This window comes from Clostridium sp. OS1-26 (assembly GCF_030915445.1).
Classification (GTDB): Bacteria; Bacillota; Clostridia; order Clostridiales; family Clostridiaceae; genus Clostridium_AM.
In genome coordinates this window covers 4362893-4380478 of record NZ_CP133264.1, presented here as the reverse complement: position 1 = coordinate 4380478, position 17586 = coordinate 4362893, and the positions used below count along the sequence as shown (strand labels likewise).

Below are 17586 nucleotides of genomic sequence, written 5' to 3'. Positions count from 1 at the left end.
ATGAATCTGCTACATAAGCTATTGCTTTTCTTTGAATTTCAAATTACTAATGCAACATATTCAATAGTTCTGTAAAACTAGTACAAATAAACTCTATTGCCTTTTCTTGAACTTCTTCCAAGTTAATTCTTTTCAAGTCATTCATAGAATAGTCTGAAGCATTAACGCTCAATTCATAATTTAAAAAAATGATTGATGGATTTTTCTTATCATTACGATAATCAAAGCAGAATAAGTTTCCTGATGGATCACATGCAAATGGAACTATCCCATTCTTTAATCTTTCTTTACAGTTATTGTAAATTTCAATAATATTATCCACACTTTCATCAGAAAATGATAACAAGTTTGCAAAAAACCTTTCTCGATTATTCACATCTATGCAATAAGGGATTGCACTTGCACCATGGTATAAAAGTGCACAACTAACATAATCGTTAGGAAACTGATATCCCACTAAGCATTCAACTTTTGCAATCTCTTCTCTTACTAACGGAGTACCTGGCCTTCTCCACTTTATTTTATTCATTATCGTATTCCTCCTCCCCACATAATGTTTCCTTCTAAATGATTTGCTTGATGAATTTTTGCATTAACCAATTGCATTTTACCAGTAACTTGATGGTGATGCCAAGTTAAACCTTCAATTCGAGGCATTCCATCAATAATATCTTGTAACTGATTTGAAGTAAACATACTTTCAGGAATAGTACCATCAATTATAGCTCTCTCAAGTTCTTTAGTACAAGCGGTAAATTGCTCAGGATCTGAAGCTTTAATTGAATTATTTGGTAAATTAAGTTCAAACTTTAAATTATCACCTTTAAATATTGGAAATCCTAAAATATCGTATTCTAAACCATTTGTATAAGCATTGCCTGCTAGTGACTGATTGATAATAGTATTGGAAGGTGATTCATTTACATTTTCTACAGCATTCCTAAACTCATCTAAATTTTTATACCCATAATTTTCAATTGTAGTATCATCCACTTTTGATAAAAAGTCATCTACGCTTTCATATCCTTTTGGTATAACCCACTTTGCTACTACTTTTCCCGACTTATCCCTTCCCGTAGCAACTACAGCGTCATAATCTACTTTATCAAATTCGTTATTTCCTCTGTAACCTTTATAGAATTTAGATTTATCTCCAGAATTTCCAGTCATCTTAGAAATCTGATTCTTAAAGAATGATGTTTCTTCTGGTGGGCTACTGAAATTTCCCCCACCTGCTATAGCATATTCTTTCTCTAAGCCAAGAGCTTTTCTAACATTATATCTTGCTTGATTAATAGCATTTAATCCATCATCTGCTTTTGCTGCACCTGCTCGTAATAAGTCATCAACTTTATTATCAATCTTAGTCGTTACCTCATTAAACTTATTAGCTGATCTATCCACCAGATCTTGAGCACTATTCTTTATGCTAGTTACTACATTATTAGCTTTACTTGCTACCATATCAAATAATTCTCTACTGGTCTTACTAAATGCACCTAATATATCATCTGCTTTTCCAGATACTTTACTTAATATATCCTTAGCACCACTAGATAATTTATTTAGTACTTTTCCAATAGATTTAGTTACATAAGGTTAAACCTTTGATATGAGTTTTCCTGCTCCTTGTAATAGTCCTCCTGTAGCAGCTCCAATTAGTCCATCAAACAACGTTTTCTTTAAGCTAAATTCCCCATCAATTGCTTGATTTAAAATACTATCAACCATGCCATTTATTCCACCGAATGCCATGATTTCACCTACACTGCTAAAACCTCCAAAAGGACCAAATATAGCTCCAGATACTGCACCTGTAAAAGTTCCCTTATTATATGCTCCTAAAGGTATTAGTATTGATTAGTTAAGATTTCCTTTATCAATACTTTTATATAGTGAGATACTAAAAAATTTTAATTTCCTATCACCTTTCACCTTCTATTGAAACAGAAAATATCGACACTATTGAAGTATCGACATTTCAGTTAAAAGTATATTTTCTTTCAATTGCAGTTTCAATTTTCATTACTTATATTGATTTAATTATACTTTGTTACGATTATTTCTCTTGCATTCAATTATTTATTAATTATGCAGTTAAACACTACATCACCGCATCTAATAATAGTTTATTAAACATATCATAAAAATTATTAAATTTATTACTTTCTCCTCCTGATGGGTTATCAAGTTCTATGAAACTCTTATTTTCATATTCATAAACATACCAACTAATATTACTTTCACCTAAAAATAAATACTTCTTTTGTTCTTCATTTTCATACCATATTTGATTGGAATCAATCAATCCATATATATTTTGATTTATTTCATTTTCTAGTAAATCCTCATCTACACCATATAAAATAAATCCATTAAACTCAATTCCATTTACCTTTGATATAATATCTAAGTATTCCTTTGGTATTTCTACTCCTAATTTTTCTTTTGCTTTTGTAATTAATTTATTAATTTCCTCTTTAGAAGCGCCCAAGTTTACTTCTTCATCATACATTTTCTTTTCATTTATTATTTTTTTTAGGTTATCTTTCCACATATTCTTTCACTCCCACTTTAATGTTTTTTAGGATATATGTTACCTTCTGGCACTGGCCAATTAACGCTCTTTATTTCACCAATTTTTAATTGTTTAGCAAAAGAATTTTGATAATTTGTTATAACCTTGTGATATGGCTCATTTTTTATTAAAACTAAATTATCAAAACTATTTGTACCACTATCATCTAATGGTAACTTATGATGAACTTGCCACCCATCTGGTACTCTTCCATTCTGCATTTTCAAAATATCTTTTTCTGAAAAATCTGCTTTTTTTAAATACTCTACATTTTTAGATAAATCCTGTAAAAAATCACTTCTAACGGATTTATTAAAATCATTTCTTAAAACATTCAACTCAGCTGTATCTCTCTTTATATATGATATTTTCTTTGTCTTAACATCCTTTAACGTAACATTTTCACCTCTTAATTTACCAGTAAAATCAGCTTGTGTAACCCCATTAGTATCATTAGTTTCAACATTTTTATTAGAAGAACTATTACTAGCTTTACCACTACCACCACTAGAATTAGAAGTCGCCTCATAAATCACAGCACCAGCTCTTGCTATAGATGACATTTCACCTAAGGTAGCTATAGAAGTTGCCCCATCTATACATAATACAGGTATTTGAACACCAATTCCTTCAAGCGATAATTTAGCTACTGATAATTTTCCTGGTAACCTCTTACTTATATTGGCGATTGAATTTACACCATCTGCCATCATTGCTACATCTAACACAAATTCTGCAGCATCAAATGCTGTTTTATACGGTGCTTTATCCCTAAAAAATTGATGTATTTTATTAGATACATTATTAATGTTTTCATCTGCTCTATTAAGGTCCATTTGAGTAGTCATATTTGAAAAATTCCAAGGCAGATATTTTGTTGCTTTATTAAAAATCCCTACCATGCCTAAAAAGGTTTGAATAGACCAGTCTGCACCAGCATATACTTCTGTTTTAAACATATTAGTTGCACCAGTCACAGCGCCCCAAAATCCTGCCTTTAGTACTTCACCATAATCAATTTTGGAGGGGTCACCTCCGTTTTTTGATACTTGAGAGTTAATATTATTTCCTGCACTTTGGGCAGCACTTGCCGCTGCACTTATAGCTATTGCCCCTACTGCTGCAACTGCTAATGTTGCACCTAAACCAAATGTAGCCACTGATGCTACCACTGCTACTGCGACTACTGCGGCAATTGCTAATTTCCCCCAATTAAATCCTTTCTTCTCTTGCTTCTTTTCCTGTTTCTTCTCTTGTTTTTTCTCTATCTTTTGGCCTGCTTTTGGTTCATCATTAAATGGATCATATGTTTCTCTATCGCTTCCATTTTTTATTACATTAGTTCCTGAAAAATGAAACTCATTTTCTATTGAAAAACCACTTTGTGTACCTGTCTTGGCTGCAAATATCTGACTTTGTGCTTTTATATTTATACTTTGTGGTGTTTTTATTATTATTTCACCATCTGCATTTAAACTTAGTTTTTTAGGACTTTTAAGGGTTACTCCTACATTATCATCAAAGCTTATACTGAGGGGTTCTTTTGATCCACCCTTTATGTTTAATGCACCTGGAGTCATTTCTATTTCGCTACCATGTTCTGTTCCAAAATATCTTTTAGTTGTATCTGCTGTTTTAGCACAGCTACTTCCGTTTTTTCTTACACAGCCTGTTACAATTGGTGCTTCACTGCTTTCATTTGGAAAATAAAGTCTTGCACTTGTTCCAACTATAGACATTGAGTACGTTGCATTTCCTGTAGACGGTGCATATGGAAATCAGGAGGCGGCTTCTTTGTTTTGTCCTTTGTCTATATCAAGATAAAGTTTTACTTTTTCACCTTCTACAGCTAGAACTATAATCATTGTTTAGCTAAATCTATAAAGAGATAATATTCAACAAAAAAAATTATCTCTTTCTTAGTATCTATAAATTTATTTTTTGGTTTCATTTATTTTTTTAATTAAATCCTCTGTTGTTTTAAAAGCATATTAATATTATATTAGTCTTTTAGCTGCGCTTTTTCTGTATACTTAAAACTAACATCTAGATTGTTTATGTCTCAGGTATAAACAATCCTTCAATAAATTCTGTAAAACTCTTTGAAATTAACCTAATATGATTTTCTTCTAATTGTATTTGCTCTTTTAAATAATCATTATAATCCATTTCACAATGATACACGCTTCCTTCATCATCTCCATCTAACGACATACATATCAAATTTTTTCTTGGATCTTCTCCTATAGGCAAAAATTATTTGGAATAATTTTACTAATATTAAACAATTTATATTTATTTTCTAAATTTTCTTCAATTTCATCAGAAACGGGAAAAAATAATAATATTGATGATGTTACTCTTCCTTCTTTATTTTTATCATTAGTTCTAAACCTCCTCCTTTTACCAGTTTTACCACCATTATTCACCAGCAAAAATTTTTTATAATCTTGTGAAAAAGATATTCCATATTTTTTTTCAAAATTATTAATATCATATAAACTTATATCTCTAAAAGAATACTCTAAATCAATATTCATAATCTACCTCCTCATAATAGACGGTTTTATCAGTTTTAATTATTGTATCTGATTCTCATCATGTAAATTTTCTAGAAATTCTGTGAATGTCTCACAAATAAATTCTATAGCTTCATCTCCTATTTCATCTTGATTTCGAAAAACAATATTTGGTCGTTGCTTATTTTTCCTGTAATCAAAACATATATCATTACCAAACGGATCTGTTGCAAAGGGAATAATACCTTCTGGCACATAATCAGATATAATATCATAAACATCTTCTATATTAGGATCGGATGTAAAACTTAAAAGGTGATCAAAACATCCCTCTCCTTCATCAGTAAAATAAAAAATATTTGGTACTGGATGTCCACCATTATATTTCATTACACACTCTTTGTATTCCTGCGGAAACCTTATTGAAAGTTTTTCTTCAACTTTAGCTATAGTTTTTTCATCAACGCCTCCAACTACACGTTCCCATGCAATTTTTATCATTATATCATCCCCTACATAATTTTCTTTATATCACCAATTTCTCATTGTTTCTTCTTAATATTTCAGCACCTTCTTGCACAAGTCTCTGCTGCTCTTTTTCAATTCCTTTGCCCTATTACGTCCAAATTGGACCTTAGAAAGAAAAACTCCAACGGACACCATTTTAGCATCCATTGAAGTTTTGCTATTAGCTTAAATCAGGTACTAAAAGATGTTTTTGATGACTCTGCCATGTTTCCCATAGCACCTAACATTGAAACTTATTTTTAATATCTGTTTGCTGATTTTAGAGTGTATTTTCGATATTTTTTTTAGAATATCCATTCCGATAATTTTTGTTACCACTGCTACATGTTCATTCATACTTTTCTCTGATGAGTTGTTCATCCATTTCAGCTTCAAGTAATTGCTGAATAACATCTTTTAGTAACTTTTGCATTAAACCATTCTTACCAACTAACTACATCCTACATTATTTTGCATTTTTTTATTTTCTCTTGATACTCAATAGTTGGAACACTTATTTCTTTCATTTCAAATTGCTTATTTTCATAAGTATATTGTTCCAAATCTACCATACAATCATATTAAAAGACTGTAGATAGATTTTGTTTTTACACTTTCCAAACTATATTGATTTATCTTACTAATATGAAAATTCCACCATATTATTCAAAAACTCTTCTAATGATTTTGTAATGTACACAACATCATCAAATTCATGTGACCAATAATAAATAGCGCCCAATTCATTTTTTCTTAAACTATAACAATAAAAATCTCCTCCAGCTTCATCTGCAAATGGAATAAGCCAATCAGGTATAACTTTATCTTCTCTTAAAACTCCTAAGACTGCATCTAATTCTGAGCTTTTTTTATCGCTTTTTATAGGTATGAACCAGTTAACAATAAACTCATCACCTCTATCAGTTGTATACATTGATTTTTCAGGATATCCCCCATTATACTTTAAATAATGCTTTTTTATATCTTCTGGCATAGAAAATTTATATTTATTTTCAACATACTTTATATCTTCCTCAGTTATTGGTTTTTTACTTTCTAAAATTTTATTATTAGTATACATATTTCCACTCCTTATCTATTATTCTTCATCTTCTACCAGTAAATTCATAAATTCTTCTAATGAATTTGCTAAGAACACTGCATAATCATCAGATTTACTTGGATCATCACCTAAATTCACATCACAATTCCAATAATATATAGCACCATATTCTTCTTCCCTAAGACTCCAGCAATATTCCACCCCCATAATATCATCAGCAAATCTAACTAACCACTTTGGAAATATTGATTCCTCATCAAAATTAACTTTTAACATACTTTTTAATTCTAGACCTTTTCTCCCATCATCACGTCTTATTGCATAAAAATATCCGCATTCTTGTTTATCTCCATCTTTATCAATAAAAATATTCTTTTCAGGGCATCCTCCATTATACATTAAATAATGCTTTCTAAAACTATCTGGAAAAACTATATTATAAGTGTCTTCTATATCCTTCAAATCATTTTCTGTTATTTTACTTTCAACGTCTAACATTCTATTATTATACATAAACTGTTTTCTCCTTTAAATATATCTTATTTATATTGTATTCCTGTATTAGCTTTATACTGTGCCTGTGCTCCTGCATAACTTTTCACAGCATCATATGCTTCTTTATCCACAATTTGAATTGTACATTTACCTGTATCGGGATCAAAATCATCTAAATAAAATACTTTGTTCTCTTTTAATAATGTTTTTTGTTCTTCTTTTGATATCCCCAACTTATCAAAAATCATTTTTCTATCTTCAGATCTTTTACCACTCATCTTTATTTTTACAGTTGCTTCTTTTCCTGATTCAGTCACATACATATATTTGGTATTAGCAAAATCTGCTCCGCCATTTTCAGTTTCATTAATTTCAAATCCATTTTCAGCAGCCTTTTCCTTTGGAGTTTTACCCTTATATTTTTTATTATACGTCTCACCATGTATACTATCATACTGAGCACATGACCCCTTGTGTGGATAAGTTGCTACATGGGCATCTTTTTGTACTAATTGCATTGTACATTTTCCCGTTGCCTCATCATAATCATCAATATGATGCCATGTATAATCCGCTAATATTTTCTTTCTCTTGTCCGACGGAATATCAACATCATCAAATGCTCTAGTAAAATCTTTACTTCTTGAACCAGACATCTCTATTGTAGCAATTATAGGGTCACCATTTTCATTTTTCATTATATATTTAGATTCTGAAAAATCAGGCCCACCATTTTCAGTTGTTTTTATATTTAAAAATTCTCTCTTTGCAGCTCTTTCTGCTGGTGACAAGCTTTTTTCTAAATTATCCTTAGCTTTCCCAACCATTTTAGATACAGAATCTTGAAATTTAGTACCACTCTCAGGTATAGTATATCTATGTCCATCTGGTGTTATTACTACTCTTCTAGGTGCAAAAGTATCATCTAAACCTTTAGCTAACTTCTGCAATGCAGATTCATTTTCACTTAAAAATATATCAACTGGTTTTTTTACATAATTAAGGGCATCTTGAACTTTATTATCAATCCTAGTAGTTACCTCATAAAACTTATTAGCTGCTCTATCCACCAGATCTTGAGCACTATTCTTTATGCTAGTTACTACATTATTAGCTTTACTTGCTACCGTATCAAATAATTCTCTACTGGTCTTACTAAATGCACCTAATATATCATCTGCTTTTCCAGATACTTTACTTAATATATCCTTAGCACCACTAGATAATTTACTTAGTACTTTTCCAATAGATTTAGTTACATAAGGTGAAACCTTTGATATAAGTTTTCCTGCTCCATGTAATAGTCCTCCTGTAGCAGCCCCAATAAGTCCATCAAACAATGTTTGACCTAAGCTAAACTTTCCATCAATTGCTTGGTTTAAGAGACTATCGACCATGCCATTTATTCCAGCAAATGCCATAAATCCGCCTGCACTGCTAAAACCTCCAAGAGGACCAAATATAGCTCCAGATACTGCACCTGTAGCAGCTCCCTTTAGGGCATTTTTTGCATACGTTCCCAGACTACTTTGCGTACCACTCATCTTGTCAGATATCGCAGTGCTTGCTACTGCACATGCTGCACCTATACATGCCCCAAGAGCAGCCCCTAAGAATACTGCCGCTATTCCGCAAGTAGCTACAACAGCGACTACTGCTACTGCTGCTAATACGCCTACTGCTAATCTTCCCCAACTAAATCCTTTCTTTTCTTCCTTCTTTTCCTGTTTCTTCTCTTCTTTCTTCTCTACCTTTTGCCCTGCCTTCGGTTCATCATTAAATGGCTCATAGGTTTCTCTATCTCTTCCATTATTTATTGCACTAGTTCCTAAAAAATGAAACTCACTTTCTATTGAAAAACCACTTTGCGTACCTGTTTTGGCTGCAAGTATCTGACTTTGTGCTTTTATATTGACACTTTGCGGTGTTTTTATTATTATTTCACCATCTGCATTTAAACTTAGTTTTTTAGGACTTTTAAGGGTTACTCCTACATTATCATCAAAGCTTATACTGAGGGGTTCTTTTGATCCACCCTTTATGTTTAATGCACCTGGAGTCATTTCTATTTCGCTACCATGTTCTGTTCCAAAATATCTTTTAGTTGTATCTGCTGTTTTAGCACAGTTGCTTCCGTTTTTTCTTACACAGCCTGTTACAATTGGTGCTTCACTGCTTTCATTTGGAAAATAGAGTCTTGCACTTGTTCCAACTACGGGCATTGAGTACATTGCATTTCCGGTAGGCGGTGCATAGGGAAACCAGGCGGCTTCTTTGCTTTGTCCTTTGTCTATATCAAGCTGAAGCTTTACTTTCTCACCTTCTACAGCGGTAACTTTTCCTTCAAGAGACCCTCCACTTAAAAGTGAATTATAAATTTTTGTTTGCCATATACCGTTTTTCCTGCACAGACGATATTTATAAATTACTTCATCCTTTAAAGCATGAGCTGAATATTGATTTACATAAAGCTCCTTATTTTTAAACCGAATGTTGTCTCCAACTTCATACTTTTCTCTTCTCTCTATTTCATAATAAAAGTAATCTGTATCGTGTCCTGCTTCAATTCCACCTGCTTCATGGAATCTCTTTAAATTCTTATAAGCTTTATAAAACCCCATATCTTCTAATTCATAACTTGCTTTAATTGGTCTCCCAAAATAAACCATGTTGCCTGTTTCCATTATATCACAAAATAATTCTGAGTTTAACTCACTAGCTATTCTCTTTAAAAAGTTCCAATCAGTTTCTTTATATTGAAATAATGGCTTTCCTATTGTTTGTCCCTCTGCTGTGCATTGAGTATAGCTGTATCCTGAATAATCCTTTAAAATTATTCCTATAAGCTCATCATATGTCATGTTAGCATTTTGAAAGGATCTGCTTTTTTCCTTTATATCTAGCTCAAAGCTTGATGTCATTCCTTCTATTTCTAAATAGTATATTCCACTATTATTTGTTGTCTTTATGCTGCTTATTATTCCATTAAATAGTATCTTACTTTTGCTTTCGTTTACTACATTAATATTTACAGGACTTTCATTACTTGCATTTTCATCTTCTGTTTCTTCATAAATACATATTTTATCACTAGTAGACGCATTTATAGCAGATTGAAAATTAATTGAATCATCTATTAAACATTTTAAATATAAATATCCATGTTCATTAGGTTTATTATCAATTCTTATGTCTTCTATACGCAGTAATTGACAAGGAGATTTAACTCTTAGTGCATGAAGTACCCCCATTTACTTTCTCCTTTCTTTTATTTACTCTTTCTCTTGACCATTTGTTTCAAATTTTATTTTTCCTCCATATTTACATATAAGCACTGAATCTGTTGTAAGAGCTGGTTCTCCTTCAACTAATGTTTCTTCTTTTACATTCATCCAGTCTTTTAATATTTGTACACAGCATTTCTTTCCTTCAATGGTTTGTCCATTTTCTGCTATTAGACAAATATTTCCTCCACTTGATGGGCATCCACCATTACATATTCCAAAGTAGCTTATGTTTTTTTCCTTTCTATCAGTTTTATTCATCATAGGTTTTTCAGCTACATATGAGCCATGACTTACTGGAAGATTTATTTTTCTTGCATGGGTTCCTTTGTCACATCTCATTTTTGCTCCTCTAACTATATAATAATTGTCTCCACCACTCATATCTTTTCACTTCCTATTTCTAAGTTTTAAGCTTATTCAACTTGAAGTCTCTCAAGTTTTATTCCTTTAAAGTCACGCCTTAACAAACTTTCAGCAACATCAAGTCTTACTACTATTAATGGCTTTAAACTCTCTTTTATTTTAAAAATCTTCTTACCTTGAATTTTTTCTTTATCTAACACTATTTTTTTAACTACTGTTTTATCTAAATTAAGTTCTGCATTATCACTTAGAGATTCAACCTCTTCAAATATAGGTAAAAAATAATTTTCCTGTCTATCATGAAGTGAATCAATAAGTGCTAAGCTTTTAAATAAAATATCCCTATCATATTTTTCAATTATCTTTTTCATACCTTCTAATATTAAAAACAATTGACTATCTAAAATATCCAGAAACTCACAGTTGTCATCAGCACTAACTTCAAATATTGTAATGTCTTCAATTTTGTGAGCATTTAAAAGATTAAGATTTTTTATGTTAATTTTTTTAAATACATCAATAAGTCTTGGAGTATTTATATATCTTTCATCTTGCTTTAATAAAAAATAATCCATAAGTTCTCCTTCTCTATTCTTTTTCAGGATATATTGCCTCCGTCGCATCCATATATTCTCCTGCTAATATCATGATATCTTCTGTTTTTTTCATTTCTGCATAGGAAGATGTTTCTGTAAATCTTTCTATCATACCCTTTAAAAATTCCACTGCTAAAACATGATATTTATCAATTTCTTTAAGCATTATATTCTCTATATCCATATCAGTTATATTTTTTCCGTACTCTTTTTTCTTTTCTTTAAGTTCTTCCCTATGCTTGAAAATTGAATCGAAAATAAAGTTTAAATCTATATTTATAGAACATTCTTCCTTATCCAAAAACCAATTTTTATCATACAAATCAATTCTGTATTCCCCTCTATTTTCAAGAATACTAGTTCTAAGTAAAGAGAAATATATATACTTAATTCCCCCCTTTAATTGCTTTTCCTGAAGACCTATAGCCTGCCTACATACCTCATCAAATGTTGAAATTAAATTTTCTTCTATAGCATCTTTATCACTCTTATACATTTCATCAATTTCAAGAAATTCATTAATCCATCTATCAACCACATACTTTTCTAGAAATTCTTCTAATATTTCTCCTTTATTTGCTTGTATTATCATAGTATACTTTCCACCTCCCCCTTTTGGTAATTTTCGTTGAAATAAAATCACTTACTCAATCTTGACCTTTCCACCACTCATAGTTACATTATCTTGTATATTCATGTTAGCCCCTGCTTGAGTTAAAGCAACTCCACTATCTCCTTGAATCGATACCTTTCCTCCACCAGTTATCTCAATATCCTGTTTAGCATCCAAAACTATTTTTTTATTGCTCTTAACTTCTATTCCACCATCATCTGTTAATCTCATAAGTAAATTTCCGTTCCCTATGATTTCTACAGCTCCTGGCTTCATCACTACTTCTTTACCATACTTTGTTCCTATGCTTTTCACTGATGGATCACTACGTTTTTGAGAATTACCTGATTTAAGATTGGTTGAACTTATTGCGTATGCATTTTTCTCTTCATTATCTGGGAAGTATAGTCGTATCGAATCACCAACCTCAGGCATACAGTACCAGCCTGTGCCATCTGGTGATGAATAAACTGTTGAATAGGGGAACCATCTTGCTCCACTTTTATTTTGATTTCCATCTATCTGTAAATTAATTTTAACTACATCATTTTTTGTATCTAAAATATTTCCTTCTAAAGATATGCCTACTATCTTGTTGTTATAAATTTTCCTTACTTTTATTCCCTTCCCATCTCTTAATATATATTTATTTAAGATTACACCATTCACAAGTTCCATTTCTGACTTGTATATATAAAGACTTCTACCTTTAAAGTTAACTAAATTATATAAATACATTATTTTATTTGTTACTACTTCGTAACTTATTAAATTAATGTCATCTAAATTGGTAATATCATTTTCTGATTTAAGCTTATATTCTTGTAGATTCTTTTTTATTGAATAGTTAAATTCATCAAGCTTATAGGTTTTGCAGCAGCCTGAATTTCCTATTGAATACTTCATATCATCTAATTGACATTCTGATACTACTGGAACATTAAAATGTGAAGCTAATCTTTTTATAAATTCCCAATCTGTTTCTTTATATTGAACCAGTAGCTTGTCTATTTTAGTTCCATTTGTAATACTATCTAACATTTGAAGATTGTTATATCCACTGTTTACAATATTAAAAATATCTCCATAACTTGAGCTTTCATTTTGAAATGTTCTGCTCTTTTTCTTTATATCCATTAAAAAAGTTCTGCTTAAAGCTTCTATCTCTAAAGTTCTAACATCTTTATTTGCATTAACTTGGATATTAGTAACTACTCCTTGAAAAACATTAGTCATAGAATTTTTATCATCCTTTACTGACATTGAAATACTTGCCTCTGCATTTGCTGTTTCAACATATTTATCAGCACTTTCTTCATCAATTATTCCACTTATATAGAGCTTTGCATGCCCATTTAATTCTCTAGTTACCTTTAATCTTGTTATTTTCTGAAATTTATAAGGTGCTATTAAAATATCTCCTTGAGTATACATATATTCCTCGCTCATTAATCTTCATCTCCCTTCTCTTTTTTTACCACTCTCACAGTATTAATAACTTGATATGCAACATCTCTCCAATCTTTATAATCTTTATAAAGACAACTGAAGGTTCCCATTAAAGTTTTCTCTTCAAATTCAAGAAAGAACATTAAATTATATAAAAAGTCATCTATTGCAGAACTTTTAAATTCAAAATATCCTATATTTTTAGAATCAACCTTTAGAATACCATCTTCATAAAATACATTAGCTGGATTAGATTTTCTTATAATATTCTTCATTCCATCTTTTAATTCTTCTACGCTCTCTTCATCCAATGGACTATCAATAATATTTAGAGTTATTGCTGTACTTCCCTCTTCATTACTCTTTATTATTTCTGGTCGACTTTCTGATGGATATTTAAATTTTCTTATTTCTAATGGCATATCCTCAAAATCTTTTGGGATATATACTTTTAGCTTTTCGTCAAAGAATTCTTTTTCTTCAAATTCATAATATCTCGCTCCAATTTTTATCGGACCGTTACATATATTCCGTTTTTCCTCTCTTTTTTCCGCTTCACTTATAAAATCTAAGATTTTTTCATCAACTCTCTTGTCCACTTTTCCCATCCTCCCATAGTTTTATAATTTAACTAACAAAACGAGATAATTTAATATATTTTTTAATCTATAATTATCTTCTTAAATCTTCCATTCCTTTTACGTCCACTACCGTCTTGTCCATCTTTTACTCTATTTAGTACATCTAAAAGGTAATAATATAACTCTTCATTCGAGTAATCTTTTATTTCAATGTTCAATTTATATACTAAATAATTTGTTATTATTTCCTTCTCAATAGGCTCCTTGCTTTGGATACAGGTCATTCCAAAAGATATATCCCAAGCTTCACCAACATTGCATTTTAATAATTCCCTTCCAAATTGTCTTAAAATATCAGGATTTAAACTTCTTTCTCCATAAGCTGCATAGGGTACATTTATTGTATTTACTGTATCGTACTCTGTACATAAATCATTAAAATCCACATGATTAACTCTAAGCTTTGCACCAAGTCTTAGCTTAAATCTGCATAACTCAAGTTCATTTCCCTTTAATTCTAAACTCTCATCTAAATAAATTTCCGTAGAATAATTTATAAAATCATGATCACCTAATTGGGGTAAAAACTTCACCTTTAAAATCATCATTTTGTTATTACATTCATACTGAATCTTCTTATCCTCTTTTAAAATATAAAGAATATCTTCATATTTTATTATTCCTTTTGATAATTATGTAGTTATCAGTTACATCTATATCGCATCCAGAAATTATTCCATTTGAATATCTTTTTAACCTAGCATCAAAGAATTCCCTCGGAAAATCCCTAAGCTCTTTTAACATATCTATCTTTAAAAGCCTTCCACTATTAAAAAGCGGATAATTATTTTCAAACAATTCCTTCACCTCCTAAACCTAACTTAAGACTACTTAAGTCCATCAAAGAAATTTTGCTCCCATTTATCATTTTCAAAGTAGAAAAACTTTTCCTTTCCTATATAAAGTTCCTCATCTTTTCTTAAAACAGCAAGTACATAAAATCCCCAAAGCTCTTCTTCAGCCCATACAAAGAATTTTATTTCGTTGTTTTCTATGTTATCTGTTTCATGTTGAATTATATTAGGATACATTTCTCCTATTGTCCTTGCATCTGTTCTTTCTAATTCTGTTTCATTAAATTGATAATTGTATTCATATTTAACAGCATCATTATTATCTTTTAAATATAGCTTTAAAAGAATTCTATCCATAAATCTTGATATAAAGCCCTTAACTTTTTCCTTACCTTTAATTAAAACCTTTTGTTCTCCTGTATGAGTATAGGCTGTTACTAGGTATGGAAGTGTTGGTGTTTTGCTTTCTATATTTATATCTGCATATCCGAAATTTCTGGCATATAAATACTTTAATGCTCCCTTAAGGCAAGATAGCTTTAATTCATATTCTTCTTTAGCTTCTTTTTTACTCTTATTAATTTCAATTATTCTTCCAGGTATGAATTCTTTTAAAGCATCTTTAAATATCTCTACCTTACAAGATTGTCCTGTTAATTTAATAAGGGAATAATCAAATAACTCATCATTTTCATAAAGTGTTTCTAAAAACTTCTTTATTATGTTATAAACATCACCTTTTATTAAGGTAGTTATCTCATATATGCTAAGTGAAATTTCTGGTGCTTCTTTTACAACTTGTAAACCACTTTTATTCACATAGGATAATTTCCACTTATCAAAGCTTATTGTGTTATCTTCTGAATTTTTAACTTCTTTAGGTGTTAACATAACATTTAGGATATCTGGATTTGCAAAAAATAGCTTTTTGACTTCTTCTGCTAAGTCAAATAAGAAATAATAGTTATTCCTTACCTTGCAATAATCTTCTTTGCTTCTAGTTTCATATAATTGAAACTTTGTAGGAATTATCTCTTCTACTTTTTCATATTCTTCATTTAAAGTCTCATACAATTCATTAATTCCAGACTTGTCTATAAATCTGAATATATCGATTTTAAATTCATCTATTATAGCTTTCTTTATATTTTCATCTCTCTTAGCTAAAGAATTTGCCATTAAAATCTTTATAAGCTGCATTATTCTAAAGGTAAGATTATTTCCACCAAAATCAGTATCTCCATTTTCATAAGATGTCTCTATGTCTAACTTATATGAAACTCTACTATTAGATATACTAAAGCTGCATCCTGAAAGATCCGTAGTCCCCCCTCCGCAGTCTATGATAAGAGCTTTATACCATTCTCCTTGAACATATTTTTTTCTTTCAATTAGTTCAGAAATTGTATTATATAGGACAGCAACACTTTCTTCTAATATGTTTTCACTTTTAACTGTATAATCACTTAATATATCCTTAAATAAAGTATGGAATTTATGTTTTTGCTTTGATGGACAGGATATATAAATATTCTTGAATTTACATTTAAACCTTTGTTCTGCTAAGGATATAACATATTCCAAATAAGCTTTTATGATATCTTTTCTTTTTATAAAGGTTGTTTTTTCATTAATATCGATTACCTTTTCACTTTTTTCAAAATCACTTATCCATCTCTTTATGTCATAAAATAGACTCATTCCATCATCCATATATCTCTTTTTAGATTCCATAATGGCATCATGTCCAAAGACGTATTCTATTTTATCTTCATTTATATGTTTAACCCCTACAATACTTGGTATAAGAGGTGTCATTTCTACATTCTCTTTAATTTCATTTATTATTTTAACGAATTTTACTTTATCCTCTTCATAATCTGCATATTCCTGATTTTCTGCTAAATCTTCATTTAACCCTGGGAATATTTCTTTATCTATATAAATACCCGCTGTTGTATTTGATGTTCCAAAATCAATTGCCAGCGGCATTGTTGTCTCATTTAACGGCTTTACTTCAAATTGTAATATAGGAAAACAATTAAAATTTATAGATGAATCCATAAAAGTTGTATTTCCTTCATAAATATCATAAAGCAGCTCTGAATCTTTTTCTGAAAAAAATAAAAGACTATAATGCTTGCTTTCAGATTCTTTTGCTTCTACATTTTTATTCTTTATTAGAAAATACTTGTCTTTATTATTTTGTGTTATCTTTTTTATGTTAAATATACTGCATACTTTAAAGTTATTGTCTACCAAAAGTACGTTGCTTTCTTCTAAATTTTCATTGCTATTTAAAACATAATTATCATAAACCTCAAGAGCTAAATCCTCATAAAGGGTTATCTTTCCTGGATAATCTATGTTTTTAGTAGTAATTATATTTTTCTTACTTCTCTTTAAAAAACTCTCAATTTTCTCAAGGCCGTCAATCATGTAATGATTTATAAGCCTGCTGTCTTTTTCGCCTCTATATTTCATTATGAGTCTTATAAGCTCCTCTTTATCAAGAGGATTGACTATGCTCTTTACTAACTTTTCTTTATTACATATTTCTCTTAATTGGAATGTAGTCATGAGCCTTAAATCTTTTTCTTTATATTTAGTTTTTTCCTTTTCTTCTTCATTTACTTTATGTAACTTGTATGAATATAAACTCATATTATCCCCCTAAATTC

At 30.2% G+C, this 17586-nt stretch carries 17 protein-coding genes and 1 pseudogene; all 18 read right to left on the bottom strand.

The window, feature by feature from the left end; genetic code table 11:
• Nucleotides 1–46: 46 nt before the first annotated feature.
• Nucleotides 47–529 carry an SMI1/KNR4 family protein gene (locus RCG18_RS21670; protein WP_308038081.1) on the bottom strand — a complete coding sequence of 161 codons (483 nt, stop codon included), beginning with the start codon at nt 527–529 and terminating at the stop codon, nt 47–49.
• Nucleotides 529–1464 carry an HNH endonuclease gene (locus tag RCG18_RS21665; RefSeq protein ID WP_308038080.1) on the bottom strand — a complete coding sequence of 312 codons (936 nt, stop codon included), beginning with the start codon at nt 1462–1464 and terminating at the stop codon, nt 529–531. The genes RCG18_RS21670 and RCG18_RS21665 overlap by 1 nt, the downstream gene beginning before the upstream one ends.
• A 135-nt stretch (nt 1465–1599) precedes the next feature.
• The gene (locus RCG18_RS21660) at nt 1600–1755 is read right to left on the bottom strand and encodes a hypothetical protein (protein WP_308038079.1); all 156 of its coding nucleotides are present in this window, start codon (nt 1753–1755) and stop codon (nt 1600–1602) included.
• A gap of 349 nt (nt 1756–2104) precedes the next feature.
• Nucleotides 2105–2557, bottom strand: coding sequence for a YrhA family protein (locus RCG18_RS21655; protein WP_308038078.1), 453 nt, complete (start codon nt 2555–2557; stop codon nt 2105–2107).
• Between the two features lie 17 nt (nt 2558–2574).
• A complete protein-coding gene (locus RCG18_RS21650; RefSeq protein WP_308038077.1) occupies nt 2575–4317 on the bottom strand; it encodes an HNH endonuclease signature motif containing protein in 1743 nt (580 codons plus the stop codon).
• A 316-nt stretch (nt 4318–4633) separates the two neighbouring features.
• On the bottom strand, nt 4634–4792 hold the full coding sequence (locus tag RCG18_RS21645; protein ID WP_308038076.1) for a hypothetical protein: 159 nt from the start codon (nt 4790–4792) through the stop codon (nt 4634–4636).
• Nucleotides 4793–4821: 29 nt separating this feature from the next.
• Nucleotides 4822–5118, bottom strand: a complete 297-nt coding sequence (locus RCG18_RS21640) for an SMI1/KNR4 family protein (RefSeq protein ID WP_308038075.1) — start codon at nt 5116–5118, stop codon at nt 4822–4824.
• Between the two features lie 39 nt (nt 5119–5157).
• On the bottom strand, nt 5158–5598 hold the full coding sequence (locus tag RCG18_RS21635) for an SMI1/KNR4 family protein (protein ID WP_308038074.1): 441 nt from the start codon (nt 5596–5598) through the stop codon (nt 5158–5160).
• Nucleotides 5599–6244: 646 nt separating this feature from the next.
• Nucleotides 6245–6685: an SMI1/KNR4 family protein gene (locus RCG18_RS21630; RefSeq protein WP_308038073.1), complete on the bottom strand. Its 441-nt coding sequence runs from the start codon at nt 6683–6685 to the stop codon at nt 6245–6247.
• An 18-nt stretch (nt 6686–6703) separates the two neighbouring features.
• The gene (locus tag RCG18_RS21625) at nt 6704–7180 is read right to left on the bottom strand and encodes an SMI1/KNR4 family protein (protein ID WP_308038072.1); all 477 of its coding nucleotides are present in this window, start codon (nt 7178–7180) and stop codon (nt 6704–6706) included.
• 26 nt (nt 7181–7206) lie between these two features.
• On the bottom strand, nt 7207–10413 hold the full coding sequence (locus RCG18_RS21620; RefSeq protein ID WP_308038071.1) for an HNH endonuclease: 3207 nt from the start codon (nt 10411–10413) through the stop codon (nt 7207–7209).
• 21 nt (nt 10414–10434) lie between these two features.
• The gene (locus RCG18_RS21615) at nt 10435–10830 is read right to left on the bottom strand and encodes a DUF4280 domain-containing protein (RefSeq protein WP_308038070.1); all 396 of its coding nucleotides are present in this window, start codon (nt 10828–10830) and stop codon (nt 10435–10437) included.
• 32 nt (nt 10831–10862) lie between these two features.
• A complete protein-coding gene (locus RCG18_RS21610) occupies nt 10863–11387 on the bottom strand; it encodes a hypothetical protein (protein WP_308038069.1) in 525 nt (174 codons plus the stop codon).
• 13 nt (nt 11388–11400) lie between these two features.
• Nucleotides 11401–12000 carry a hypothetical protein gene (locus tag RCG18_RS21605; protein WP_308038068.1) on the bottom strand — a complete coding sequence of 200 codons (600 nt, stop codon included), beginning with the start codon at nt 11998–12000 and terminating at the stop codon, nt 11401–11403.
• A 51-nt stretch (nt 12001–12051) separates the two neighbouring features.
• Entirely contained in the window at nt 12052–13470 is a 1419-nt protein-coding gene (locus RCG18_RS21600) for a contractile injection system protein, VgrG/Pvc8 family (RefSeq protein WP_308038067.1), read from the bottom strand.
• Complete coding sequence (locus RCG18_RS21595) at nt 13470–14069, bottom strand: hypothetical protein (protein WP_308038066.1); 600 nt, start codon at nt 14067–14069, stop codon at nt 13470–13472. Before RCG18_RS21595 ends, RCG18_RS21600 begins: the two co-directional genes overlap by 1 nt.
• Nucleotides 14070–14131: 62 nt before the next feature.
• Nucleotides 14132–14909 (bottom strand): annotated as a pseudogene (locus RCG18_RS21590) (hypothetical protein).
• 29 nt (nt 14910–14938) lie between these two features.
• Nucleotides 14939–17569 (bottom strand): molecular chaperone, encoded by a 2631-nt coding sequence (locus tag RCG18_RS21585; protein ID WP_308038065.1) that lies wholly within the window; start codon nt 17567–17569, stop codon nt 14939–14941.
• Nucleotides 17570–17586: the final 17 nt, after the last annotated feature.

What these genes read in the sequence shown, in the direction of transcription:
- RCG18_RS21620 (WP_308038071.1), bottom strand. Translation starts at nt 10,413, where the DNA reads ATGGGGGTACTTCATGCACTAAGAGTTAAATCTCCTTGTCAATTACTG.
- RCG18_RS21585 (WP_308038065.1), bottom strand. Translation starts at nt 17,569, where the DNA reads ATGAGTTTATATTCATACAAGTTACATAAAGTAAATGAAGAAGAAAAG.
- RCG18_RS21635 (WP_308038074.1), bottom strand. Translation starts at nt 5,598, where the DNA reads ATGATAAAAATTGCATGGGAACGTGTAGTTGGAGGCGTTGATGAAAAA.
- RCG18_RS21600 (WP_308038067.1), bottom strand. Translation starts at nt 13,470, where the DNA reads ATGAGCGAGGAATATATGTATACTCAAGGAGATATTTTAATAGCACCT.
- RCG18_RS21605 (WP_308038068.1), bottom strand. Translation starts at nt 12,000, where the DNA reads ATGATAATACAAGCAAATAAAGGAGAAATATTAGAAGAATTTCTAGAA.
- RCG18_RS21670 (WP_308038081.1), bottom strand. Translation starts at nt 529, where the DNA reads ATGAATAAAATAAAGTGGAGAAGGCCAGGTACTCCGTTAGTAAGAGAA.
- RCG18_RS21645 (WP_308038076.1), bottom strand. Translation starts at nt 4,792, where the DNA reads ATGTCGTTAGATGGAGATGATGAAGGAAGCGTGTATCATTGTGAAATG.
- RCG18_RS21640 (WP_308038075.1), bottom strand. Translation starts at nt 5,118, where the DNA reads ATGAATATTGATTTAGAGTATTCTTTTAGAGATATAAGTTTATATGAT.
- RCG18_RS21665 (WP_308038080.1), bottom strand. Translation starts at nt 1,464, where the DNA reads ATGGTAGCAAGTAAAGCTAATAATGTAGTAACTAGCATAAAGAATAGT.
- RCG18_RS21630 (WP_308038073.1), bottom strand. Translation starts at nt 6,685, where the DNA reads ATGTATACTAATAATAAAATTTTAGAAAGTAAAAAACCAATAACTGAG.
- RCG18_RS21650 (WP_308038077.1), bottom strand. Translation starts at nt 4,317, where the DNA reads ATGTCTATAGTTGGAACAAGTGCAAGACTTTATTTTCCAAATGAAAGC.
- RCG18_RS21655 (WP_308038078.1), bottom strand. Translation starts at nt 2,557, where the DNA reads ATGTGGAAAGATAACCTAAAAAAAATAATAAATGAAAAGAAAATGTAT.
- RCG18_RS21615 (WP_308038070.1), bottom strand. Translation starts at nt 10,830, where the DNA reads ATGAGTGGTGGAGACAATTATTATATAGTTAGAGGAGCAAAAATGAGA.
- RCG18_RS21610 (WP_308038069.1), bottom strand. Translation starts at nt 11,387, where the DNA reads ATGGATTATTTTTTATTAAAGCAAGATGAAAGATATATAAATACTCCA.
- RCG18_RS21625 (WP_308038072.1), bottom strand. Translation starts at nt 7,180, where the DNA reads ATGTATAATAATAGAATGTTAGACGTTGAAAGTAAAATAACAGAAAAT.
- RCG18_RS21660 (WP_308038079.1), bottom strand. Translation starts at nt 1,755, where the DNA reads ATGGCATTCGGTGGAATAAATGGCATGGTTGATAGTATTTTAAATCAA.